The organism is Leisingera sp. MMG026, assembly GCF_021654205.1.
Lineage (GTDB): Bacteria > Pseudomonadota > Alphaproteobacteria > Rhodobacterales > Rhodobacteraceae > Leisingera.
The window spans coordinates 1-22,564 of the sequence record NZ_JAKFZM010000054.1 but is presented as its reverse complement, the minus strand read 5'-3'; the positions used below and the strand labels follow the sequence as shown (position 1 = coordinate 22,564).

23 protein-coding genes and 2 pseudogenes are annotated in these 22,564 nt (G+C 61.0%); 15 read left to right on the top strand and 10 right to left on the bottom strand.

All coding sequences use genetic code 11. From position 1 onward, the window contains the following. On the bottom strand, positions 1 to 433 hold a 433-nt coding region (locus L1069_RS20755), incomplete at its 3' end, for a hypothetical protein (RefSeq protein WP_237456910.1). Positions 434 to 446: 13 nt separating this feature from the next. Next, positions 447 to 2,405 carry a DNA topoisomerase IV subunit B gene (parE, locus tag L1069_RS20750; protein ID WP_237456909.1) on the bottom strand — a complete coding sequence of 653 codons (1,959 nt, stop codon included), beginning with the start codon at positions 2,403 to 2,405 and terminating at the stop codon, positions 447 to 449. A 407-nt stretch (positions 2,406 to 2,812) separates the two neighbouring features. Here parE and L1069_RS20745 point away from each other — a divergent pair, with 407 nt between their 5' ends. From L1069_RS20745 to L1069_RS20735, 3 genes are all read left to right on the top strand, one after another. Then, positions 2,813 to 4,228: a pyridoxal-dependent decarboxylase gene (locus tag L1069_RS20745; RefSeq protein WP_237456908.1), complete on the top strand. Its 1,416-nt coding sequence runs from the start codon at positions 2,813 to 2,815 to the stop codon at positions 4,226 to 4,228. A gap of 184 nt (positions 4,229 to 4,412) precedes the next feature. Then, positions 4,413 to 5,048: a DUF1007 family protein gene (locus L1069_RS20740; RefSeq protein WP_237456907.1), complete on the top strand. Its 636-nt coding sequence runs from the start codon at positions 4,413 to 4,415 to the stop codon at positions 5,046 to 5,048. Between the two features lies 1 nt (position 5,049). Beyond that, positions 5,050 to 5,964, top strand: coding sequence for a hypothetical protein (locus tag L1069_RS20735; RefSeq protein WP_237456906.1), 915 nt, complete (start codon positions 5,050 to 5,052; stop codon positions 5,962 to 5,964). Between the two features lie 4 nt (positions 5,965 to 5,968). Here L1069_RS20735 and L1069_RS20730 read toward each other — a convergent pair whose 3' ends face one another. Beyond that, the gene (locus tag L1069_RS20730) at positions 5,969 to 6,619 is read right to left on the bottom strand and encodes a TIGR02453 family protein (protein ID WP_237456905.1); all 651 of its coding nucleotides are present in this window, start codon (positions 6,617 to 6,619) and stop codon (positions 5,969 to 5,971) included. A gap of 122 nt (positions 6,620 to 6,741) precedes the next feature. Here L1069_RS20730 and L1069_RS20725 point away from each other — a divergent pair, with 122 nt between their 5' ends. The 3 genes from L1069_RS20725 to L1069_RS20715 all read left to right on the top strand — a co-directional run bounded on the left by L1069_RS20725 (position 6,742) and on the right by L1069_RS20715 (position 9,778). Further along, positions 6,742 to 8,124, top strand: a complete 1,383-nt coding sequence (locus L1069_RS20725; RefSeq protein ID WP_237456904.1) for an MATE family efflux transporter — start codon at positions 6,742 to 6,744, stop codon at positions 8,122 to 8,124. 83 nt (positions 8,125 to 8,207) lie between these two features. Then, the gene (locus L1069_RS20720) at positions 8,208 to 8,651 is read left to right on the top strand and encodes a nucleoside deaminase (protein WP_343328078.1); all 444 of its coding nucleotides are present in this window, start codon (positions 8,208 to 8,210) and stop codon (positions 8,649 to 8,651) included. Positions 8,652 to 8,794: 143 nt separating this feature from the next. After that, positions 8,795 to 9,778, top strand: coding sequence for an NAD(P)H-binding protein (locus tag L1069_RS20715; RefSeq protein WP_237456902.1), 984 nt, complete (start codon positions 8,795 to 8,797; stop codon positions 9,776 to 9,778). Between the two features lie 125 nt (positions 9,779 to 9,903). Here the strand turns inward: L1069_RS20715 and L1069_RS20710 are convergent, their stop codons facing one another. Continuing rightward, positions 9,904 to 10,767 (bottom strand): delta-class carbonic anhydrase, encoded by an 864-nt coding sequence (locus L1069_RS20710; protein WP_237456901.1) that lies wholly within the window; start codon positions 10,765 to 10,767, stop codon positions 9,904 to 9,906. Between the two features lie 211 nt (positions 10,768 to 10,978). On the opposite strand from L1069_RS20710, the gene L1069_RS20705 reads away from it, so the two are divergent. Further along, a complete protein-coding gene (locus L1069_RS20705; RefSeq protein WP_237456900.1) occupies positions 10,979 to 11,755 on the top strand; it encodes a hypothetical protein in 777 nt (258 codons plus the stop codon). A 21-nt stretch (positions 11,756 to 11,776) separates the two neighbouring features. Here L1069_RS20705 and L1069_RS20700 read toward each other — a convergent pair whose 3' ends face one another. Together L1069_RS20700 and L1069_RS20695 are read right to left on the bottom strand one after the other, a co-directional pair. Next, positions 11,777 to 12,190, bottom strand: a complete 414-nt coding sequence (locus L1069_RS20700) for a hypothetical protein (protein WP_237456899.1) — start codon at positions 12,188 to 12,190, stop codon at positions 11,777 to 11,779. Positions 12,191 to 12,205: 15 nt separating this feature from the next. Then, the gene (locus L1069_RS20695) at positions 12,206 to 13,408 is read right to left on the bottom strand and encodes a pyridoxal phosphate-dependent aminotransferase (protein ID WP_129370459.1); all 1,203 of its coding nucleotides are present in this window, start codon (positions 13,406 to 13,408) and stop codon (positions 12,206 to 12,208) included. Positions 13,409 to 13,505: 97 nt separating this feature from the next. Here L1069_RS20695 and L1069_RS20690 point away from each other — a divergent pair, with 97 nt between their 5' ends. From L1069_RS20690 to L1069_RS20680, 3 genes are all read left to right on the top strand, one after another. Continuing rightward, on the top strand, positions 13,506 to 13,922 hold the full coding sequence (locus tag L1069_RS20690) for a helix-turn-helix transcriptional regulator (RefSeq protein ID WP_129370460.1): 417 nt from the start codon (positions 13,506 to 13,508) through the stop codon (positions 13,920 to 13,922). A 7-nt stretch (positions 13,923 to 13,929) separates the two neighbouring features. After that, positions 13,930 to 14,187, top strand: coding sequence for a succinate dehydrogenase assembly factor 2 (locus L1069_RS20685; RefSeq protein WP_129372870.1), 258 nt, complete (start codon positions 13,930 to 13,932; stop codon positions 14,185 to 14,187). A 76-nt stretch (positions 14,188 to 14,263) separates the two neighbouring features. Beyond that, complete coding sequence (locus tag L1069_RS20680; protein ID WP_129370461.1) at positions 14,264 to 14,761, top strand: winged helix DNA-binding protein; 498 nt, start codon at positions 14,264 to 14,266, stop codon at positions 14,759 to 14,761. 289 nt (positions 14,762 to 15,050) lie between these two features. On the opposite strand, the gene L1069_RS20675 is transcribed toward L1069_RS20680, so the two are convergent. From L1069_RS20675 to L1069_RS20665, 3 genes are all read right to left on the bottom strand, one after another. Then, complete coding sequence (locus tag L1069_RS20675) at positions 15,051 to 15,479, bottom strand: VOC family protein (RefSeq protein ID WP_237456898.1); 429 nt, start codon at positions 15,477 to 15,479, stop codon at positions 15,051 to 15,053. A gap of 77 nt (positions 15,480 to 15,556) precedes the next feature. Then, a complete protein-coding gene (locus L1069_RS20670; RefSeq protein WP_237456897.1) occupies positions 15,557 to 16,819 on the bottom strand; it encodes a surface lipoprotein assembly modifier in 1,263 nt (420 codons plus the stop codon). Between the two features lie 174 nt (positions 16,820 to 16,993). Further along, positions 16,994 to 17,914 carry a thymidylate synthase gene (locus tag L1069_RS20665; protein ID WP_237456896.1) on the bottom strand — a complete coding sequence of 307 codons (921 nt, stop codon included), beginning with the start codon at positions 17,912 to 17,914 and terminating at the stop codon, positions 16,994 to 16,996. A 170-nt stretch (positions 17,915 to 18,084) separates the two neighbouring features. On the opposite strand from L1069_RS20665, the gene L1069_RS20660 reads away from it, so the two are divergent. The 3 genes and pseudogenes from L1069_RS20660 (at position 18,085) to L1069_RS20650 (ending at position 20,045) form a co-directional block, all read left to right on the top strand. Further along, positions 18,085 to 18,276 carry a hypothetical protein gene (locus tag L1069_RS20660; RefSeq protein WP_237456895.1) on the top strand — a complete coding sequence of 64 codons (192 nt, stop codon included), beginning with the start codon at positions 18,085 to 18,087 and terminating at the stop codon, positions 18,274 to 18,276. A 77-nt stretch (positions 18,277 to 18,353) separates the two neighbouring features. After that, positions 18,354 to 19,046 (top strand): annotated as a pseudogene (gene thyA, locus L1069_RS20655) (thymidylate synthase); the annotation flags it as partial. A 102-nt stretch (positions 19,047 to 19,148) separates the two neighbouring features. After that, positions 19,149 to 20,045, top strand: a complete 897-nt coding sequence (locus tag L1069_RS20650; protein ID WP_237456894.1) for a thymidylate synthase — start codon at positions 19,149 to 19,151, stop codon at positions 20,043 to 20,045. Positions 20,046 to 20,346: 301 nt separating this feature from the next. On the opposite strand, the pseudogene L1069_RS20645 reads toward L1069_RS20650, so the two are convergent. Beyond that, positions 20,347 to 21,239 (bottom strand): annotated as a pseudogene (locus L1069_RS20645) (IS5 family transposase). A 250-nt stretch (positions 21,240 to 21,489) separates the two neighbouring features. On the opposite strand from L1069_RS20645, the gene L1069_RS20640 reads away from it, so the two are divergent. Beyond that, the gene (locus L1069_RS20640; RefSeq protein ID WP_237456893.1) at positions 21,490 to 21,873 is read left to right on the top strand and encodes a transposase; all 384 of its coding nucleotides are present in this window, start codon (positions 21,490 to 21,492) and stop codon (positions 21,871 to 21,873) included. A gap of 45 nt (positions 21,874 to 21,918) precedes the next feature. Further along, positions 21,919 to 22,491 (top strand): transposase, encoded by a 573-nt coding sequence (locus L1069_RS20635; protein WP_237456892.1) that lies wholly within the window; start codon positions 21,919 to 21,921, stop codon positions 22,489 to 22,491. The last annotated feature ends 73 nt before the right edge of the window (positions 22,492 to 22,564 follow it).

The following is a 22,564-nucleotide window of genomic DNA, read 5'->3' as shown; positions in this document are numbered from 1 at the left end:
GTTGCTTGAAAATTCCTTCCAATGCCCTCCTGCCAGAAGTTAAGCAGGGAGAATACAGCCCAGATTGAAATGTTTCCTCAGTATCCTTGATTGCTCTCTTTAACCTCTGTGGCAGATCATCAGGTAAATTAATTGGCCGTCGAGCGTTCTGAGGGGTGGGGAAAATTGCAACATCAGAAGGGTTAATTGCTTCGTTACTGGGGGAATCCTCAAAGAAGAAAACAAACTTTACGGAACGCATGCATTTTGGGCACTTGCCGTGGCGCGGCCAGCATCCAATCGGTGTGATTTGGTAGATGTTTACCAATGAGAAGACTGCATTAGCTGAACAATGCGGGCAGGTTGTAGAAACTGCTCTTGGGCATTTCTGTTTGTTTATGATGTCTCCGCCAATGCATTCTAAGTCTGAAACAAAATAGCTATTTTTGTTCATTCAGGAAATTCCCTCAAACATCCAGCTCCTCCACGAACTTCGCGTTCTCCTGGATATACTGGTAGCGCAGCTCGGGTTTCTTGCCCATCAGCTGTTCGACCAGCTCGCCGGTCTCGCCGGGTTCGTCCTCGTCGATGGTGACGCGGATCAGCTTGCGGGTCGTGGGGTCCATGGTGGTTTCTTTCAAATCTTTGGCGTCCATTTCGCCAAGACCCTTGAAACGGCTCACATCAATCTTGCCCTTGCCGCCCAGGCCCTTTTCCAGCCATTTGTCGCGCTCGGCCTCGTCCAGGCAGTAGACGCGGCGGGCACCTTGGGTCAGGCGGAACAGGGGCGGGCAGGCCAGATAGAGGTGGCCGCCGTCGATCAGCGGGCGCATCTGGGTGAAGAAGAAAGTCATCAACAACGAGGCGATATGGGCGCCGTCGACGTCCGCGTCGGTCATGATGATGATCTTGTCATAGCGCAGATCGTCGAGGTTGAACTTGGTGCCGGTGCCGACGCCAAGCGCCTCGCAGAGGTCGCGGATTTCGGCGTTGGTGCCGATCTTGTTGGAGGCAGCCCCCAGCACGTTCAGGATTTTGCCCTTCAAAGGCAGCAGCGCCTGATTGACCCGGTTGCGCGCGCCCTTGCCTGAGCCGCCGGCCGAGTCGCCCTCGACAATGAACAATTCGGTGCCGGAGCGGTCTTTGGAGGTGCAATCGGTCAGCTTGCCCGGCAGGCGCAGTTTCTTGGTGGCGGATTTGCGCTGGGTCTCTTTTTCCTGCTTGCGGCGCAGGCGTTCCTCGGCGCGCAGCACAAGGAAGTCGAGGATGGCGCCGGCGGATTTGGTATCCGCCGCCAGCCAGTTGTCGAAATGGTCGCGGACCGAGTTTTCCACCATTTTGCTGGCGCCCTCAGTCGACAGGCGGTCCTTGGTCTGGCCGACGAATGCAGGGTCGGCGATGAAGCAGGAGACCAGCGCGCAGCCGCCCGCCATCAGGTCGTCGCGGGTGATGCTGCCGGCCTTTTTGTTGCCGACCAGCTCACCGTAGGCTTTGATGCCTTTTAGGATCGCGGACCAGAAACCGGCCACATGGGTGCCGCCCTCGGGCGTGGGGACGGTGTTACAGTAGGACTGGGTGAAACCGTCGCGCGAGGGGGTCCAGTTGATCGCCCATTCGACATAGCCCGGTTCGCCGAATTTCTCGCGGAACTCGACCTTGCCGGCAAAGGGCGCGTCAGCATAGACGGAGGATTTGCCCAGGACTTCGCTCAGGTAGTCGCGCAATCCTCCGGGGAAGTGGAAGGTGGCCTCGGCCGGGGTTTCGCCGTCGTCAATGTGGGTTTTCCAGCGGATTTCGACGCCGGAGAACAGATAGGCTTTGGAGCGCACCAGGGTCATCAGGCGCTTGGGCTTGAACCGGTGGGAGCCGAAGATCTGCTCATCCGCGTGGAAGGTCACGAAGGTGCCGCGCTTGTTGGGGGCGGCGCCGATTTTTTCCACCGGTCCCAGCGGCAACCCGCGGGAGAAGCGCTGCTCGAACAGTTCCTTGTTCTTGGCCACTTGGACCACCAGCGAATCCGACAGCGCGTTCACCACCGAAGAGCCGACGCCGTGCAGGCCGCCGGAGGTCTGATAGGCCTTGCCGGAGAACTTGCCGCCCGCGTGCAGGGTGCAGAGGATCACCTCAAGCGCGGATTTGTCCGGGAACTTTGGGTGCGGGTCGATCGGGATGCCGCGGCCGTTGTCGGTGATGGTGACGGAATAATCCGCGTTCAGGGTGACTTCGATACGGTTGGCATGGCCCGCGACGGCCTCGTCCATCGAGTTGTCGAGGATCTCGGCGACCATGTGGTGCAGCGCGCGCTCATCGGTGCCGCCGATATACATGCCGGGGCGCTGGCGGACCGGCTCAAGCCCTTCCAGAACTTCAATCGAGGAGGCGTCATAGGTGTCGGCTGCAGGCGTGCTGAGGAGGTCGTCGGCCATGTGCGGGAACTGCTCTTCCTTGGTGTTGATTGGCAGCCATTATGGCAGGTGTCGGGGCCGGGTGGAAGAGGGACGCAAGGGGCTGTGGATAAGGCGGCTTGGGGGTCTGCTAAGGTCAGGGAGTTGAGCGGTCAGGGCATCTGTTGGCCGCAGGCGGGGGTAAGCCCCCGCCGTCATGTTGAAAGCGTGCCTCCGGCAGGACCGAGCGGTCGAGGGCTGAGGGGCGTGCCGCCGGGCGGAATGGTTTGCGGGGTAATGGAACTTTTCAGACGGCGGGCTGAAGGGCAGATAGTTTTCAAACCATCGAAAGTAGGTTCCGGTAATCCGGGTGCGGCGATATTCTCCGTGCGGTGCAGGGGGCTGCGGGCTACACCTCGGCCAGCGAATGGTATGAGGAGGGCCGCCAAGTGGCTGACAAGGGGATCAAGACGCAGGACTGGGCGGCGTTCCGGGCGGAGGCGCAGCGGATGCTGGAGGCGGGGCTGGATCAGATGCAGGAAGCCGCAGAGCACCCCTGGCAGCCGGTGCCTGAGGATATTGATGCGCGCTATGCGGTGACAGCGCAGGCGCAGGGGCCGCAGGCGGCAGTGGACCGGATCATCCGCGACGTGCTGCCCTATCACGGCGGCAACACCCATCCGCGGTTCTGGGGCTGGGTGCAGGGGTCGGGACTGGCGTCGGATCTGATCGCTTCGGTCGCGGCGGCGGCGGTCAATGCCAACATGGGCGGGCGCGATCACGGCGCGAACTATATGGAGCGCGCGGTGGTGGATTGGACGCGCCGCAAGATGGGGATGCCTGATGGGGCCAGCGGGCTGCTGGTCACGGGTACCTCGCAGGCAACGGTGATAGCCTTTCAGGCCGCACGGCTGCGGGTGATGAAGGACCTGCGCCAGCGTGGTCAGGGTGACGTGCGGCTGACGGCCTATGCGGGCGAGGGCGTGCATAATGCAACGCTGAAGGCGGTGGAGCTTTTGGGCATCGGCTCGGACAATCTGCGCAGGGTGCCTTTGGCTGGCGGGCAGATCGACTGTGCGGCTTTGGCGGCGATGGTGGCGGAAGACAAGGCTGCCGGGGCGCTGCCGTTCCTGGTGGTGGGCACAGCCGGATCGGTGGATCTAGGGCTGTATGATGATCTGAATGCGCTGGCCGATGCGGCGTCCGGACTGGGCCTGTGGCTGCATGTGGACGGGGCTTTTGGCGCCTGGACGCGGATCGCAGCTGAGCCTTGGCGGTCTTTGTCGGACGGGATCGGACGGGCCGACAGTATTGCGCTGGATTTCCACAAGTGGATGTATGTGGGTTATGACTGCGGCATGGCGCTGCTGCGTAACGAAGACGAGCACCGGGCGGCGTTTTCGGCGCGGCCATCCTATCTGGAGGGGGCCGAGCGCGGGCTGGCGGGCGGCGAGCCATGGTTCTGTGATTACGGCATCGATCTGAGCCGCGGCAACCGGGCGCTGAAGGTCTGGACCGCGCTGGAGACCTATGGCGAGGCAGCGTTCTGCGAGGCGATTACAGGGAACTGCGAGCTGGCGGCATATATGGCGGCGCAAGTTGAGGCGCAGCCCGATATGGCACTGGGCGCGCCGGTGGTGTCGAATGTCTGCGTGTTCACTGCCCGCAGCGATCTGCCGCCGGAGGCGCAGTCAGAAGTGAATGCGCGGGTTGCCCAGACCCTGCAGGAGAGCGGCGAGGCGGTGTTTTCCACCACCCGTTCGCAAGGCCGGGTGATGCTGCGCGCGGCGATTACCAACCACCGCAGCCGCGAGGCGGATGTGCGGGCGGCAATTGCGGCAGTGGCGCGGGAGGCTGCCGGTTAACTCGGCGGATCGGGCGGCAATCGGCGGGCTTTTGCGGTTTCTTGTTGCAAGAAGGGGCGTTGCCCCTCGGCCTTCCGGCCTCACCCCAGGGTATTTCCGGCCAGAAAGAAGCGGGCGGGCTGAAGACTGCCGGTGAGGTGCGCGGCTGTTGCGGGGGCGCGGATTGGGGCGTAAAGCTGTGGCTATGAAACGTTTTGCTCCTTTGCTTTCGTTTGCGCTTCTGGTGCCGCAGGGCGCCGGATCGCATCCGCATATTTTTGTCGATACCGCGCTGAAGGTGATTGTTTCGGATGCCGGGCAGTTGCAGGCAGTGGAGATCACCTGGGCCTATGACGAGTTCTATTCACTGCTGATTTTCGAGGATCGGGGGCTGGACGGCGATTTTGATGGCGCGCTGACATCCGCGGAACTGGCCGGGCTGCAGGGGTTCGACATGGTTTGGACCGAGGGGTTTCAGGGCGACACCTATCTGACCCGGGATGGTGCTGCGCTGGCGCTGGGAGCGCCGGAGCATCTGTCCACAGAGGTCGCCGAGGGGCGCATCACCACCCGCCACCGGCGCGTTCTGGCGCAGCCGCAGGCCGCGGACGGGGTGATGATCAAGGCCTATGATCCGACGTATTACACGGCCTATACCCTGACCGGCGGGCTGAAGGTTTCAGGCGGCTGCCAAGGCCATGTCACCCCGCCGGATCTGGACGCGGCCTATACCAAAGTTGAAGAGCTGCTCTATGCGATGCCCGCGGATCAGGCAGAGGCGGCGTATCCTGAGGTAGGGGCAGCATTTGCGGATACCGTGCAGTTGAGTTGCGGGGCATAAGGTGCGGGCTTTTCTCGCAGTTTCAGTGCTGGCTGTTGCGGTTTCCGCCGCCTGGCTGTGGGGCTTCGGCGGCGCCGGCGTTGTGGCCGCCTGGGCGGGCGAAGGCCAGCGCGAGGCGCAGACTGCGATGGCGCGGGGGCTGCGGGCCTTGCGGGCCGGTGAACCCGGAGCGCTGACGGCGCTGCTTGGATTATGTTTCGCCTACGGGTTCTTTCATGCCGCCGGGCCGGGGCATGGCAAGCTGGTGATCGGCGGCTATGGCATGGGCAAGCCGGTGCCGCTGGCGCGGCTGGCCGGGCTGGCTGTGGCGTCTTCGCTGGCGCAGGCGGCCACTGCGGTGCTGCTGGTGGCGGGCGGGCTGCTGCTGCTGGACTGGGGGCGGGAGCAGCTGACCCGTGCGGCCGAGGATGTGCTGGCGCCGATGTCCTACGGGCTGATTGCACTGGTGGGGCTGTGGCTGCTGCAGCGCGGGGCGCGGCGGCTGCTGGCCAGCCGGGGTGGCGGGCCGGAAGGGCAACACCCGCATCACCACCACCCTGAACAGGGAGACGCCTGTGCCGCCTGCGGGCACCGGCACGGGCCCACCGCGGAGGAGGCGGCCAGTGTCGCCTCGCTGCGCGACGCGCTGGCAATCATTGGCGCGGTGGCACTGCGGCCCTGCACGGGGGCGGTGTTTCTGTTGCTTTTGACCTGGCGCATGGGGGTGCTGTGGGCCGGGGTTGCCGGCGCCTTTGCCATGGGGCTTGGCACTGCGGCGGTGACTGTGGCGGTGGCGGCGGCGGCGGTCACCCTGCGCAAGGGCGCGCTGGCGCAGCTGCAAGGGACGGGCGCGCTGCGGGCAGCGGCAGTGCTGGAGATCGCCGCAGGCGCAGTGGTGGCGGTGCTGGCGGTCCAGATCATGCTGCGGGCATTGTAAAGGATCACGCGGTCAGGGCACTGTCCAGCAGGGCAAACATCGGCTCCTGGATCAGATAGGCTGACATCAGGGCTTGCATCGGGGCGGCTTGTTCACGCGCAGTCATCCCGTGCCAGAAGGTCAGGGACTTGCGCTGCAGCAGGTGCCCGTGCGGGTGGGCTTTGCCATAGGGGGCGGGCACGCGTTTCAGTTCCGGGTCTTTGACGGCGAAGCCCTTGAGCGCCAGGATGTCCGTCAGTGCGGCGACCTCGTCGCCATAGGCGCCGTCGATGGCCGCCCGCCAGCGCGGCAGCTGCGGCTTGCTGAAACCCATGATGCCGCCGCCTGCGGTGCAATAATCCGGGGCCAGCCCGAAAAACAGCGCACAGCCGCTGCTGTTCAGCGTCCACATCAGGTGCAGATGGGTGGTATAGGGGGTCTTGTCCTTGGAAAACCGCACGTCGCGCTGCGGGCGGAACAATTTGCCCGTGACTTCGGCACCGCTGCGCAGGCTGATCGCTTGGGAAACTTCGTCCAGCAGCCGCAGCGCGGGAGGCTTCAGCTGGGCCTCATACTTGTCCTTATGCGCGGTGAACCAGTCCCGGCAGTTGTTCTGCGAAAGCGCCGCCAGAAAGGCGCGGGCATCGGGGATCAGCTGGGCAAAGGTGTTGGACATCGGGAATGGCTCCTGGGCGGCAGGCGGGAAATCTTCCTGTGCAGGATATCACCATAGACCTGTGCAGGGGCAAGGAAACTCCGCTCTTGCCGGGAATGACTGTCCCGCCTAAGGCTGGCTGTATGAGCACATTCGCACCCAAACACACCGAGATGTCCCTGCGCGGCCATACCAGGGCGATAGCCATCCTTGGGCTGCCGCTGATCGGCGGCCATGTGGCGCAGTTTGCAATCGGCCTGACCGATACCGTGATGCTGGGCTGGTACGGGGTGGAGGCGCTGGCGGCGGTGACGCTGGGGGCAACCTATTTCTTTTCCATCTTCCTTTTGGGGTCCGGCTTTGCCTTTGCGGTGATGCCGATGGTGGCGGCGGCAGCCGGTGCCGGGGAAGAGCGGCAGATCCGGCGCAGCACCCGGATGGGGCTATGGCTGTCGCTGCTGTATGGTGCGCTGGCGATGCCCTTGCTGTGGTGGTCGGAGCCTATTCTGCTGATGCTGGGGCAGCAGGCGGATATCGCCCATGCGGCGGCTGAATACCTGCGGATTGCAGGCTGGGCGATCTTTCCGGCGCTTTTGTATATGGTGGCCAAGTCGTATCTGGCGGCGCTTGAGCGGACCCAGATCGTGCTGTGGCTGTCAGTGTTCGGGGCGGTGCTGAACGCGTTGGTGAACTATGCGCTGATCTTTGGCAACTGGGGCGCGCCGGAGCTGGGCATCACCGGGGCGGCGATTGCGTCGCTGGTGACCAATGGGGTGTCCTTTGTGCTGGTGCTGGCCTATGCGCTGAAGGTGCTGCCGGAGCATGAGCTGCTGAAGAATTTCCAGCGCCCCGACTGGGAGATGCTGGGGCAGGTGTTGCGGATGGGAACGCCGATCGGGCTGACCACCCTGGCTGAGACCAGCCTGTTTGCGGCCTCAGCCATGATGATGGGGTGGCTGGGCACGGTGCCGCTGGCTGCGCACGGGATTGCGATCTCGCTGGCGGGGCTGACGTTCATGGTGCATCTGGGACTGTCCAATGCGGCAACGATCCGGGCAGGCAATGCCTTTGGCCGGGGTGACCGGGACCATATGGCGCGCGGCGGCAAGGTTGTGACAGTGATGTCGCTGGTGGTGTCCGTGGTTGGGATCACTCTGTTTTTGACCCTTCCGGACCCGCTGATGTCGCTGTTCCTGGATCCGGCGGATCCGCAGAAGACGGAGATCCTGCTGATCGGTGCCGGGCTTTTGGCGGCGGCGGCGCTGTTTCAGCTGATGGACGGAATGCAGGCCATTGCGTTGGGGCTGCTGCGCGGAGTGCAGGACACCGGCGTGCCGATGGTGATTGCGGTGCTCAGCTATTGGGCCGTCGGGATTCCTGCGTCGTATGTCTTTGGTTTTATGCTGGAATGGGGCGGCGTTGGTGTCTGGGTGGGGCTGATCGCCGGGCTTACAACCGCCGGCGTCTTCCTGATGGCCCGGTTCTGGCGGCAGTCGATCAAGCTGGTGGGCACTGCGGCAGTCTGAGCGGGCGGGGTTGACCCATTGCGGGCAACTCGGCAGGCTTCCTGAACAGCTAATTTGCATTCAATAAGAGGCGGTTCCTGATGATGACCGACGACGATACACGCCTGCTGCGCATTGCCTATGAAGAAGCCAGGGCGGGATTTGACGAGGGCGGCTGCCCCATCGGGTCTGTTCTGGCGCGGGAGGGCCAGGTGGTGGCGCAGGGCCGCAACCAGCGGGTGCAGAAAGGCGATCCGATTGCCCACGGCGAGATGGACGCGCTGCGCAAGGCGGGGCGGCAGAGATCCTATCGCGATACGGTGCTTTATACCTCGCTGTCGCCCTGCATGATGTGCAGTGGTACCATTGTGCAGTTCGGCATCCCGAGGGTGGTGATCGGCGACACGCAGAATTTTGGCGGCAACGAGGAATTCCTGCGCTCGCGCGGTGTCGAGGTGGTGATTGCCGAGGATCCGGACTGCATCGCGCTGATGGAGCGGTTCATCCGGGAAAGGCCGGAGCTGTGGGCGGAAGACATCGCCGAGTGACAGCGGCCTGAGGTCTGGCGAAACCATGGCATTTTGCGTCGGGTTTCGGAGGCTTGGCACCAGGCTTTTGCGGTAGGGTCTGCGCAGATTTGCAATATTTGCGCGCGCCGTTCGGACAGTGCGCGGCAGCAGGAGGATCCCCCATGTCCAAACCCGTCGTTCTGATCACCTCGGCCACCGGCCGTATCGGCCGGGAACTGGTCGCCCGCTTGGCCGCCGCCGGCGGTTTCACCGTGCGCGCCTGCTACTTCAGCGAAGCCAAGGCAGACCAGCTGACCGCGCTGGGCGCCGATGAGGTGGTGAAGTTCGACCTGTCGGAACCGGCCACCTGGGACGCGGCGCTGGACGGTGTTTCGGCGGTCTATTCCGCCTCGCTGGACCCGATGCTGGAGGGGCATCTGAACTTTGCCAAGGCACTGGGCGGCCGCAAGGACCAGATCAAACATGTGGTTCGCATAAGCTGCATGGGCGCCGATACCAACACCGCCGATTATGATGCGGATACCCATGCCTCGCGCGCAGGCGCAGGTATTCCGCTGATGCTGCAGCATTACTGGTGGGGCGAAAAGGCGCTGATTGAAGCGGGTCTGAACGTGACCGCGCTGCGCAACAACTTTTTCATGAATCACCTGCTGAAGACCGATTGCGACACCATCGGAGCCGAGGGCTGGTTCTCCAACCCGCTGGGGGATATGCGAAATTCCTTTGTCGCTACCCGCGACATCGCCGAGGCAGCGGCGGTGGTGCTGGCGGAAGGCCCCGCGCGGCATGGCAACAAATTCTATGACATCACCGGCCCGGCGCCGCAGTCGATGGCGGAAATCGCCGCTGATCTGGGCCGCGCGATGGGCAAGGAAATCGCGTACCGCGCCCAGTCGATGGAGCAGTTCGAGGCCGATTTCGGCAGCACCCGCGCCGAGTTCTTTGAGTATCTGACAAACGGCTTCTACACCCGCTGCAGCCCGGATTTCTATAACATCACCGGGCACAAGCCGACCTCTTATTATGACTATTTGACCACCAAGGGCGCCAGCGGTGAAACGGGCCTTGAGGAGCTGTGGCAGGGCAACCTGTGGAAGAAAGGCGTCGATGCAATGAAAGACGCCGCCGCCGCCACGGCGTCCTGAGCCGCAACGGGCCGCTTGTCAGTCTGAAAGAAAAAAGGGCTTCGCGCGGGCAGCGCGAAGCCCTTGGCTTGTCCTGCGTGGGGGGATTCGGCGGACAAGCAATCAGCGCCTTAGCGCGGCCGTTTCTAGTGGCTGATGTCCGACAGCAGATCCGGGTTCATCACCAGATTGCGCACACCGTGGGCGTGATCCTCCATAAAGACATTGTCTTCCAGCCATTTGGCGACGGAATGAATGTTCACCTTGGCGACCTTGGGGCGCACGCTCCAGGAGACCTGGAAGGGGGAACCGTCCTCGTTATAGCCGGGGCCGGTGGTGGAGCCGGCATATTGCACCGGGGTGCCGGTATCGCTGGGAATATTGCTGGCCTGATGCAGCCCGTTTGCCTTGCCAATCCAGGCAAGCGTGTTGAAGTCGAGCGCATTTTCGTCGTTCACCAGCACAAAAACCTGTGCCTCGACCCGCAGCTGCGGGTTCTTGATCGCGTCGCTGAGACAGGACCCAAGGGTCGGGCCGGGCTGCACCTGGGCGGTGGAGTGGACGTAATGCACCTCGATCGTGTCGCCGGGCTGCAGGTCGCCGTGCGCGGTGGCACCGACGGGGTGATCCAGCGGCGCCAGTTCTGCGGCGGTCAGCGTGCCGTCGTATTTGTAGCCGGTGCCATAGCCGTGGCCGTCGCCATTGCCGGCGAAAGTTGTGAAGTCACCGCCGCGGTGTTCGGCGTTTTCGTGAAAGTGGATGTTGCACAGGTTCATTTCCGCATAGTCCGGCGCCGCCTGGAAACTGCGCGTGTTGCTGCCAGCGGCGGCTTCTATGTCGCGCGGCGACTGGGGGCCGAAACCGGCGCCCTTGGTCTTGGCCGCGAGGGCTGCGCGCTGTTCGGCAATCACACTGTCCGCAATGGCGCCTGCGCCGGCGGCATGGGCTGCGGTCCCGGCGAGCAGTGTTGAAACAGTGGCGGCGGCCAGGGACAGAATAGGTTTTTGCATGAGGATTCCTGTTGTAACTGAGAACATAAGCGGGACGTACCGGTGCACCGCGTTTTTTTCGGCTGCGGGGCTGTCCAGGCGATAACAATCCTGAAGTGATACTTTGATTGTGTAAATGCAAAATTAATCCCCTAAGGGTTGATCTGCATCCGCTGAAGCGGTGTGGTACACTTGGCAGGATCACCGCACCGGCAGTCAGGAGGCACCTGCAATGGCAAATTCCGTTCCCGCTTTTGTTTTTCCGGCGTCTCTTTGGGGCGTTTTGCTGGCCTGCCTGGTTTTGATCGCCCTGGCTGCGGGCGCCGCGGCAGAGACTGAGCGGCCCCGGAGCGGGCTGATGTGGAACAAAACCGGGCTGCCGGCCGTGTTTCCACTGCAGGTGAAAAGCCCGCCGGGAGCGGATTATTATCTGGTGCTAAGCAGCGAAGACAGCGGCGAGGAGGCGCTGGCAGCCTATTTCAAAGGCGGTGCGTTCTTCAAAGTGCTGGTGCCGCCGGGCCGTTACCTGCTGCATTTTGCCAGCGGATCAGGCTGGCAGGGCGAGGGGCGGCTTTTCGGACCCGGAACGCGGGTCTTCAAGCTGCCGGAGGTGCTGGAATTTGCCATCCGCGGGGCAGGGATCAAGGGCGGGCACAAGATCACCCTGACGCGGAGCGGCGCCTATCTGGAGGCCGCGGTCAAGGAGCAGTATATCTGTCAGGTTGCCAGTCTGGACGGGCCGGCGCCGGTGCCCCGCCCGCTGCAGGACAGCCGGCACCTGTTCCGCCTGGGTGGTGACCGCCATGAAAGATGGAGCCTTCATCTGCAGTTGCGGCTGGGGCTGCGCGCGCCTGAGGCCGGAACGGCAGAACAGTTGTGGCAGCGCAGAAGGTTTGTGCTGGGCAACCCGCTGTTGCCCAGGCGCCAGGCAGGCCTGCAAGACCCGGCCCCCGGGCGGGCGGAGACCCGGTTCCGGTCTTATTCAGTGCGGTCGCTGTACTGCGGCTGAAGCATCCGGGCGGGCGGGAGGTCAGTCCCCGCTTCGGTCCTTCATCAGCCGGTCGGCCTTTTTGCGCACCAGCACGCCGCGCAGGTCGTGCATGGCCAGCAGCAAAGCGTCGGTGATGTCCTCCAGCTGCGCATCCGTTGCCCGGCTGTTGGCCCAATGGGCGGTAAGGTTCAGGTGATCGATGGCGCGGTGGATATCGTCGGTATCGCGGGCGGCAATGGTGGCAGCGCGGTCTTCCATCCAGGATTTGATCTCGGCGATGTCCTGTTCGGACAATTCGCGCTGGCCATGCGGTTTGATCTCGCCGTTGCGGATGTTCACAACGGCGATCTGGTCCATTTCGATCCGCCGCTGGCGGTTCTCGGTGTCCACGCGAAAGACAAAAGCGCCGTTTTCACGGACGCGGAAGTAATAGTCCGGCAGATCGGCGCTCATGTCTTGTTCTCCTGTTTACGTCAGCGAGGCGCAGAAGGCCTGGACGCGGCTGCAGGCCGTCTCCAGCGCTGCGTCGGATGTAGCGTAGCTGACGCGGAAGTTCGGCGACAGCCCGAAGGCGGCACCGAATACCACCGCGACGTCGGCCTCTTCCAGCAGGGCAGTGGCGAAATCCTCGTCCGTTTCGATTACCTTGCCTGCGGGCGTGGTCTTGCCGATCAGCCCGGCAATCGACGGGTAGACATAGAAGGCGCCTTCCGGCGTGGGGCAGGAGATGCCGTCGATTTCGTTCAGCATCCGCACCACCAGGTCGCGGCGACGGACGAATGTCTCGTTGTTGGGGGCCAGAAAGTCCTGGGTGCCGTTCAGTGCCTCGACCGCGGCCCATTGGCTGACCGAGCAAGGATTGGAGGTGGATTGTGATTGCACCTTGCGCATGGCGGCGATCAGTTTTTCCGGGCCTGCTGCATAGCCGATGCGCCAGCCGGTCATCGCATAAGCCTTGGAGACGCCGTTGCAGGTGAGGGTGCGACTGTACAGCGCCGGTTCCACCTGCGCGGGCGTGCAGAATTCAAACCCGTCATAGGCCAGGTGTTCATACATGTCGTCGGTCATCACCCAGACATGCGGGTGGCGCATCAGCACATCCGTCAGCGCCTTCAACTCGTCCCGGCTGTAGCCCGCACCGGTGGGGTTGGAGGGGGAGTTGAAGATGAACCATTTGGTGTTCGGGGTGATCGCGGCCTCCAGCTGATCGGCGGTCAGTTTGAAATTGGTCTGGATAGAGGTCTCGGCAATCACAGGCGTGCCGCCGGCCAGCAGCACCATATCCGGGTAGCTGACCCAATAGGGGGCAGGGATCACCACCTCGTCGCCCGCATTCAGGGTTGCCATCAGCGCATTATACAGCGTCTGTTTGCCGCCGGTTCCGACCGACACCTGCGCGGGTGTGTAGTCCAGCCCGTGGTCGCGCTTCATCTTGGCGCAGACCGCCTGCTTCAGCTCGGGGATACCGTCGGGGGCGGTGTATTTGGTCTTGCCCGCGGCAATGGCGGCGACCGCTGCGTCCTTGATGTTCTGCGGCGTGTCAAAGTCCGGCTCGCCGGCGCTGAGGCCGATGACGTCGCGTCCCGCGGTCCGCAGCTCGGCGGCTTTTGCGGTCATTGCAATGGTCGGTGACGGTTTGACGCGGGATAAGGTCTCGGACAGGAAAGACATGGGCTATGGCCTTGGTTTGTATGTTTCGCATAACTGTCATAGGGTGCGGCTAGATGGCGATCAAGCCGCGTCGAAACTGGATTTAGGAGAACTGGCAATGACGGAGCAGAACACAGACTGGTACGGTCCGGATGCAGCAACTTTCGGCGACCGCGTGGCGGCCGCACGGGAAGCTGCCGGGATGACCCAGGGCCAGCTGGCGCGTCGGCTTGGCATCAAGAAATCCACTCTCAGCGCTTGGGAGCGGGATCTGGCAGAACCGCGTGCCAACAAGCTGACCATGCTGGCGGGTGTGTTGAACGTCTCCATGTCGTGGCTGCTGACCGGCGAAGGCGAAGGCATGTCGGAACCGGCGCCGCTGGAGCTGGACGCTGGTGATTTCGCAAGCGTTCTGAGCGAATTGCGCGATCTGCGCAGCGAGATGCGCCAGAATGCAGATCGCGCGGCGCGTTTGGAGAAAAAACTGCGGACCCTGCTGCAAGTCAATGAAAGCCAGGCAACTGAAGCTGCCTGAGACCGGGATGCAGGAAGACCGTGCCACCCGTCTGAAGCGGCTGCAGATGCGTTCAATGCGCCGGGGTATCAAGGAAATGGATATCCTTCTGTCAGCTTTTGCAGCCGCGAATCTTGAGCAGATGAACGAGGCGCAGCTGGATCTTTATGATCAGCTGCTGCTTGAGAATGATCAGGATCTGTATCAATGGGTCACCGGTCAGGCGGCACCGCAAGAGCGGTTCCGCACCCTGGTTGCCGATATATCGCAAACGTACCAAAAATAATAAAATACCGGCTTAACTGATTTTTGGGGAATTGTTGGCATCTTGTCTCAAGAGCAAATTCGAGTCGGAGATGCGAATGAGTATGGAAATGCCAATCGGCCAGACGGACCGCAAAGGGTTCATGACTGGCTACCTGGAGGCGCTGGGTCTGCTTGAGCGCCTTCATCGTCTGCTGCTGGACGTCATCAAAGATGAGTTCGAACGCGTCGGCGTGCTGGAGATCAACGCGGTGCAGGCGCTGCTGCTGTTCAACATCGGCGACAATGAAGTGACCGCCGGGGAATTGAAGACCCGCGGCTACTATCAGGGCAGCAATGTCAGCTATAACCTGAAGAAGCTGGTCGAGATGGGCTATATGCACCATCAGCGCTGCGAGATCGACCGCCGGTCGGTGCGTGTCCGCCTGACCCCGCGGGGCCGGGAAATCCGCGATATCGTCTCTGCGCTGTTCTCGCGCCATGCGGAAGGCCTGGAGAACAAGGATGTGATCTCATCCCAAGGGATCGATGATATCTCCACCGCGCTGAAGCGGATGGAGCGGTATTGGTCTGACCAGATCCGTTACATTTACTAAGCCGCCGGTTGGGGTGTGAAATCCCAGCGGGCAACGGGCCGCAAAAGCCGGGAAAACACCGGCGGGCCGCTGACAGGGCATGAGGGGAAACCGTGCTCTGGACGTATTGAAGGGCAACGCGCCAGGACCCGCATGAAGGTCCATGGCAGACGGCTGCAGAAGCGGCCGCCCTTGTTACCGGGTTTGAGGGTTGCAGGAAACCAATAGGCGGATGCAGATGCCGCATGGAGCGGGCAGCACCAAGGCGGTGCTGCGCCGGGTTTTTTGCGTTGCGGAAAGGGGTGTTACTCTACCACTTGCCGGTGTTTTCCATGCTGGCCCAGGGTTCTGCCGGTGCCAGCGACTCACCGTTTTGCAGCAGTTCTATTGACACATTGTCGGGGGAGCGGACAAAGGCCATATGCCCGTCGCGGGGCGGGCGGTTGATGGCAACGCCATTGTCCATCAGGTGCTGGCAGGCGGCATAGATATCATCAACACCATAGGCGAGATGCCCGAAATGACGGCTGTCATCAGGCAGCGCATCATCGCCGTCCCAGTTCCAGGTCAGTTCCAGCGGCGCCTCCTCCTGGTCCGGCGGTGCCATGAAGACCAGGGTGAACCGTCCCTGCTCATTCTCCCAGCGGCGGGTCTCGCGCAGGCCCAGAAGAGTGTAAAATGCCATGGATTTTTCCAGATCCTTCACTCGGACCATGGTGTGCAGGTATGTGAGGGGCATCGGCGGACTTTCCTGTCTATGTTTGGGGGATTTTACCGGGGCGGTGCGCAATGGCCAGCGAAAGCGCCAAGGTTCTCTCAGAATTTTGATTCAATGCCCAGAGAGACAGAGAATTCCGAGCTTTCAAAGCGGCTATGGTTCGAGAATTTTTTTCCGGCACGCAATCGCAGCATCGGCGCAAAACCGGCATAGTCATAGTCTTCAAAGAATAGGTTCAAATCGGCGTAAGCGGAATGGTCCTGCCGTCCGCCAGGAATAGGAACCCAGTTTGTTCCATTGTTGAAGATGTAGGTGGGGTAGTTGGCGGCCCCTAGGATCAACCCGGTGCTGACCTTGACCGGCCCTGCTTTCTGACCAAAGGTATAGCCGACCCTGAGTGTTGCTGATTTTGTGGTGGAGCTGTCGCTTTCCGCTTGGGTATCGCGCAGGCCAAGTGTGACGCTCAGGTTGTCACCATTGGCCAGTTTCCGGGAGAGCGAGGCGCCTAAGCCAAACACATCTGCGTCCAAAGAAGCATACCGAGGATTCAGGCGGTGTTCGGCGCTTCCATCAAGAGTGAAGCGCATCTGAGGTGATAGCGCCCAACTGCGTGCAGCGGTCACCTTTGCCAGATCATAGTTCCGTTCCCCGCCATACCAGGAAGTTGCACTGGTTACGGAGATCCGGGCGCTGCCACCTTTACTCTTGGGGCCAGCGGTAAAGGCATGGCTTAAGGTGATTTCACCATAAGTAGAGCCGAATTCGGAGTTGCGCGGCACCGTTGTACCAGTTTGCCCGGCCAATTCAGCGGCCTTTGCCTTGGCGCTGGAGGACAGAGCCACACGCTGAATATAAAGACGGCCGCTTAAGGAGGTCAGGCTTGTTTCGTTTTGCCTCAAGCGGCGGCTGATGCCTGCGTCCAGCGTGCCGGTAATACCTGATAACGCTACGGCTCTTGGCCCAAGCCTGTTGACATGGGAGGAGAGACCGTCAATTTCCTGCGTGGCTGCATCCGAACCGCCGTTGACATTACTTGATGGCTTCACCCCGCCGCTTAGCCGGAAGGACCACGGATTTATGCGCCGTAGGGTTTTGTAATCCTTGGCGATCAGGGTCTCGGCCTTGTCATCGGGGGCGAATACGGCAGTGCGGCGCAGCCAGTATTGCGACAGAGTCGGGCTGCCGCTCTGAAAAGCCAGTCGGGAAGCAAGCTGCGCCATCTGGTACTTCGCAGCGCCGTCCGGTGCAAAGCGGAAGGCGCGTGCGGCGGATTTCCGGCCTTCGCCGGGGTGGCCGATTTTGGCATGGGCGGCTGCCTGCAGGTGCCAGGCGGCATGGTTTTTGCGGTCGGCCTGCAGCAAGGCGCTGGCGATCCGCAAAGCCAGCCGGGGGTTGCCGGAGTTCAGCGCATGCGCGCCTAAGGCGTGCCCTTGCTGGACCGACAGATGCATCTGCGGCGCTGGTGCTTCTTGCGCATGGGGCTGGGCCGTTGCCAGGGCCAGCCCAAAGAGAGCCGCGGTGGCCTTGCGCATGGTTTAAAGGTCGGGCTGGATGCAGACCGGGTCGGGACTGGCACCATCGCAAGAGCCGAGTACAAAGACCCCGTACTCCTCGATTGGGGGAGTACTCCCCGCGAAGGCTTCAATATGGCTTGTCGCGTGGACCGAGCCTGCCACTGCTGCGGCATCCGTCCCCGAAAAGACGCCGCCGTAATCGCCGACACTTGTGCCTCCAGCATTGACAGCGCCTATAAACGAGCCGTCTGACGTTATCGCCGTGGTCATGAGGGTCAGATCCTCGACAGCTGTTGCAGGCAGGTCAGTGATCCGGCGGTTGTAGATCCGGCCTTTGACTTCACTGTCTTGTGTGAAGTCGGCATTGATGAAGACATCACCGGTAACTTCCGCGGATTGGCCGGGGAGAATTGAAGGGTCGGTGCCGGGAGCCGGGGTGAGCAAGTCGCCGCCGTCGCCGTCAATGTTCAACAGACCCACATAGGTGCCGGCATAGCTGACGATACCGCGGTCCCCCGCTTCCGTATCGGGGGCGGTAAAGCTGCCGGTGCGCCCGTAGGTCGTGCCGCCCTGGTAAGTGCCGAACTGCCCGCCTGTCACAACGACAGCAGCGTAACCGCCTTCGGTTTGACGCACATAGGCAGTCGAGTGCTCGGTCAGTGCGTTGTCTTGAACGGCATAGGCCTCATAGCCATTGCGGTCCAAAGCGGGCTTGCGGATATAAGTCGCGGTAAAGGGCGTTTCATCCAAGCCGACACCAGTAACAGTCAGTGTTTGGTTGCCTGGGTCATAATCGACGCTCTCAAGGTCATTTGCCAGAGCTTCGGGGATGGTGGTGGTCGGATCATCTGTGGGGTCATCCGTCGTCGTGGTAAACGGATTGCCCCCGCCGCATGCGGACAGCACGGACGCTGCCGCGAGCCCTAGCCAATAGCGCCTCATCTGTCTCTACCTCAATTTGTTTTATCGTTTTGCGCCACCTTCGGTCCAGGCTGGCCTGTTGTCAATTGAGCCGTTGGCATTTGGACGCAACCGTGGCGGATACGCTACCTGCATGTAGCTCCAATTCAAGCCACGCTGCGCATATGTTGTATGAAAGGAACGGCGCGGAGGTGTTTTTGATCTTGGCGCTTGATGGCGCAGCCGATATGCCGGGGCGTGAATTCCGGGTGCAAATCGAGGCAAGCAGCCATGCATCGGTACCTGGGCTGGTGCCGCGGCTTTCTGTTTCACAAAGCGTTGTGGAACGTTCTTGGGACAGAAGAATGAGCTATCGCCTGGCACGTGTTATTCATTATGATTGAAAAGGCCTGCCGCGCAGGTTTCTGTTGATAGCAAACAATGTGGAGACAGAGGCATGCGGCGCCCGGAATAACAGTATCTGGACCTGATCGAACGAGTCCTTGAATACGGGGACGAGCGGGTTGACAGAACAGGGGTCGGCACCTGCTCGCTGTTCGAAGCTATGGTTCGCTTTGATCTATTGGATGGCACTGCGCCTATTCTGAAGACCAAGCGTGTCTATTGGAAAACCGCAATCAAGGAGATGCTCTGGTTTCTGACCAGGGGCACCAATATTAAGCCGCTGCTGCGGGAAAATGTCCGGATCTGGACAGACTGGCCGCTGGCGGCCTATCGCCGCGAAACAGGCGAAGGCATCACGCAACAGGACATTGAGCGCAGAATTACCGGGGACAACGGCTTTGCCGCCCGATGGGGGAACTTGGCCCTGTAAGCGGGAAACAGTGGCGGCGCTGGATGCGATCAGTTGGCCGCGAACATGACCAGATCGGGACGCTGATCCCCTCGCTGCGCGAACCCCCTGCGAGCCGGCGCCTGCTGTTTCACGGCTGGAACGTTGCGGAACTGGGGGAGATGGCGCTGCCGCCCAGTGATATGGTCTATCAGTATCACGTGACCTCTGACGGGCGCCTGAATTGCCTTTTGTTCCAGAGATCGGCCGATTTGCTGCTGGGGCGCCGTTCTTTTTCGGCATAGCGGAGGTCGCGACCCGCTTGTTGTTGAGCTTTTTCTGGCCCTTGCGCGCAACCGTGGCTTAATAGCGCTATTGTGGCCGAATGAGCTGTAACCCCGCGCGCGCTTTGCATTATGATTGAGGAAAGTGGCCGCAGTTATTAGCTGGCGGCGGTAAAGAAACGTTTGTGGAGGCAGAGTTATGCGGCATCCGGAGTATCAGTATCTGGACCTGATGGAGCAGGTTCTAGAGCGCGGGGACGAACGCATTGATAGAACCGGCGTTGGAACGCGGTCACTGTTCGGCGCGATGGTCCGGTTTGACCTGTCGGATGGAAGTGCGCCGATTCTGACGACCAAGCGCGTCTATTGGAAGACCGCCATCAAGGAAATGCTCTGGTTCTTAACTGGTGGAACGAACATTCAGCCACTACTGCGGGAAAATGTACGGATTTGGACAGATTGGCCGCTTGCAGTCTATCGCCGCGAGACCGGTGAGCAAGTAACGCAAGCGGAATTTGAGCGAAGGGTTGTTCAAGACGATAGCTTTGCAGCTCAATGGGGTGAACTCGGCCCCGTCTATGGGAAACAGTGGCGGCGCTGGATGGGGGCTGACGGGCGTGAGCATGACCAGATTGAGATGCTGATCCGGTCGCTGCGGGAAACTCCGGCAAGCCGCCGTATGCTCTTTCATGGCTGGAATGTCGCCGAACTAGGAGAGATGGCATTGCCGCCTTGTCATATGGTATATCAGTACCATGTGACGTCTGATGGGCGGTTGGATTGCATTTTATTCCAGAGGTCAGTCGATTTGCTGCTGGGCGCCGCCTTCAACTACGTAGGGGCTTCAGCACTCCTGCTCATGCTTGCGCAACAGGCGGATCTTCAACCGGGCGAGCTGGTCTGGTTTGGTGGTGATGTGCATCTATATCTCAATCATATTGAACAGGCCCGCGAGCAGCTGAAGCGCGAACCTCGTCCCTTGCCCAAAATTTCTCTGACTAGGCGCGCTGCTAGTATTGATGACTACAAGATTGAGGACTTTAAAGTGGAGGGATACGATCCCCATCCCCACATAAAGGCTGAAGTGGCGGTGTAGGCTTAGAATGTCTGCAGGGGCTGGTTTCTCGAGAAAGTTTGAAGGTTCGCACGGCAGACTATCCGAAGAAAAATGTTCGAGCCGTTCTTGAGGCGGATTATCAGTCCGGCTGTGTCGTAGAGGCACGAGGCGGCAAAGCCAGCCGTAGTCACTATGCCAATGTACTTGGGTGTTCCAGGGCAGCATTGTGGCATTTTCTTTTTGTCTTCGATGAGATTGAGCAAAAGTTCAGTCTGAAAGTTGGAGAAATGCGTTTTTCGGCTACAGAGCGAAAGCTCCGTAACCTTCTTGAACAGGACTGCTAAGCTGGAAGAATTGTACCTTCTAGAGGCGGAAAGATTAGGCTCAGGACTCCTAGCCAGTAGATGACGAGCGCGGCCAGCGCGATTGCGGATAGAGTGACCTTGGGGCATCTATTGTATCGGGTTGCCACCCGTCGCCAATCTCTTAGCCTTCCGAACATGATCTCAATCCGGTTTCGCCGTTTGTAGCAACGCTTGTCGTACTTGTCGGGTTTCTTCCGCCGCTTCCGACCTGGGATGCATGGGCGGATCCCCTTGTCTTGCAACGCTTCTCTGAACCAGTCCGCGTCATCCCCACGGTCTCCGAGCAACCAATCGACCTTCGGCAGACTGCCGAGCAACGCCCTTGCGCCGATGTAGTCGCTGACCTGACCAGCCGTCACGAACAGGTTCAGCGGGCGGCCCTGGCTGTCACAAACGGCGTGCAATTTGGTATTCATGCCGCCTTTGGTCCTGCCAATCAGGCGTCCACGCCCCCGTTCCGTGGGGAATTGATCCCCCGGATCAATTCCTGGCCCGCTTCACTTGACGCCCATGCTGGTCGCCGTTCGATGTGTCTTTAGATAGGTCGCGTCCGCTGCCCGGCAGGGCATTGCGCAGCAATGTCCCGAAAGGGGATCATTACAGTCTTTGACTTGCCCTGATCGGCAGCCAGACCGACCATCATCTGCGCGAAGATGCCTTTATCGCTCCAGCGCTGCCAACGGTTGTGCAAGGTCTTATGCGGGCCGTTTTCCTTTGGCGCACCCCGCCAGCGCAAGCCATTGCGATTGATGAAGATAATCCCGCTCAGGACGCGCCGGTCATCGACCCGAGGCTTGCCATGGGACTTTGGGAAATAGGGCTCCAGTCGCGCCATCTGCGCATCGGTCAGCCAAAAGAGATCAGACATGTCACCGCTCAATTTTTGACCGGTGAATCATGACGGTCAACCGAAATCAATGGGTCCTGACCCTTCTGTATCTCTGGTTTGCTATGTTGCCCCCGTCAGTCGCCTTGGCCGAGGTTGCTGACGGGGCGGTGTATGCGTCTGAGCCTTGTGGGTTTTGACCACGTTTCCTAGCGAGCCAGCACCTTCTCTCTTCATTGTCTCGAACAGTTGAATGTGGCCGCATCGGACCACGGAGCAGAAGGAAGACGGTATGAACACGATAACACCGGACCGGATCATTGGCATAGATGTCAGCCGGGACTGGCTCGACATTCATTGTCTTCCGTGCGGCCATCGGCAGCGATTGCCAAATACGCGCAGAGGGCATTCAGACGTTGTCGATTTGGCAATGTCGCGAGGTGTATTGGTATGCTTTGAGGCCACAGGCGGGCAAGAATGGCGGCTGTGGGCCGCTTTGGAAGCGGCCGGCGTTACGACACGACAATTGCCACCTGCTCAGATAAAGGCCTTCGCTGCCATCCAGGGCACTCGGGTGAAGACAGACCGGATCGATGCGGAGCTCATTGCGAGGTTCATGCATTGCTCGGCAGGCGATTTGCGGGGCAAATCTGCCGGGAGGGGCATTCAGGCCTGATGCCGGGCGCTGTCTGCCGCATCAAAAGCTAGTCTTCTCAGAGCCTTGGTTTCGAAACGCGGGCAACTCCTCGAAACGCGCAAACGTCTTTTGGCGCAGATAAAGGCGCATCGGAAACTGGGAACGACGGAAATATTCGCAGACACGGACGCCGAACTAAAGGCTCTGCTGGATCGTCTGCTCACGGCGTTGGAGTTTCAGATCGAAACCGCCATCGCCACCAATGAGGATCTGCATGAGGCAGCTGAAATACTGCGATCCGTTCCGGGGATCGGGCCTGTCGCCAGTTCCATGCTAATCGCTGAAATGCCCGAACTGGGCCAACTGCCGGGAGGACAGGCAGCAGCTCTGGCCAGTCTGGCCCCTATTGCACATGACAGCGGCGCGATGCAAGGAAAACGCACAATTGCAGGTGGACGACGGTTGCTGCGGCACGTCATGTTCCAGGCTGCTCTCGTCGCCAGCCATCACAATCCGGTTCTCAAAACCTTTGCAGAACGCCTTCGATCCGCTGGAAAACCGCACAAAGTCATCATCACTGCGGTCGCCCGAAAGCTGGTTGCAATCGCAAACGCACTCGTCAAAGCGCGTCAGAAATGGTCCCCTCAGTTCACCTGAGAAATACAGTTGCTAGGGTGAAGAATTGGTCCTCCTGCTGGAAGTGCAAGTTGAGCAATTTCCGAAGATGCTC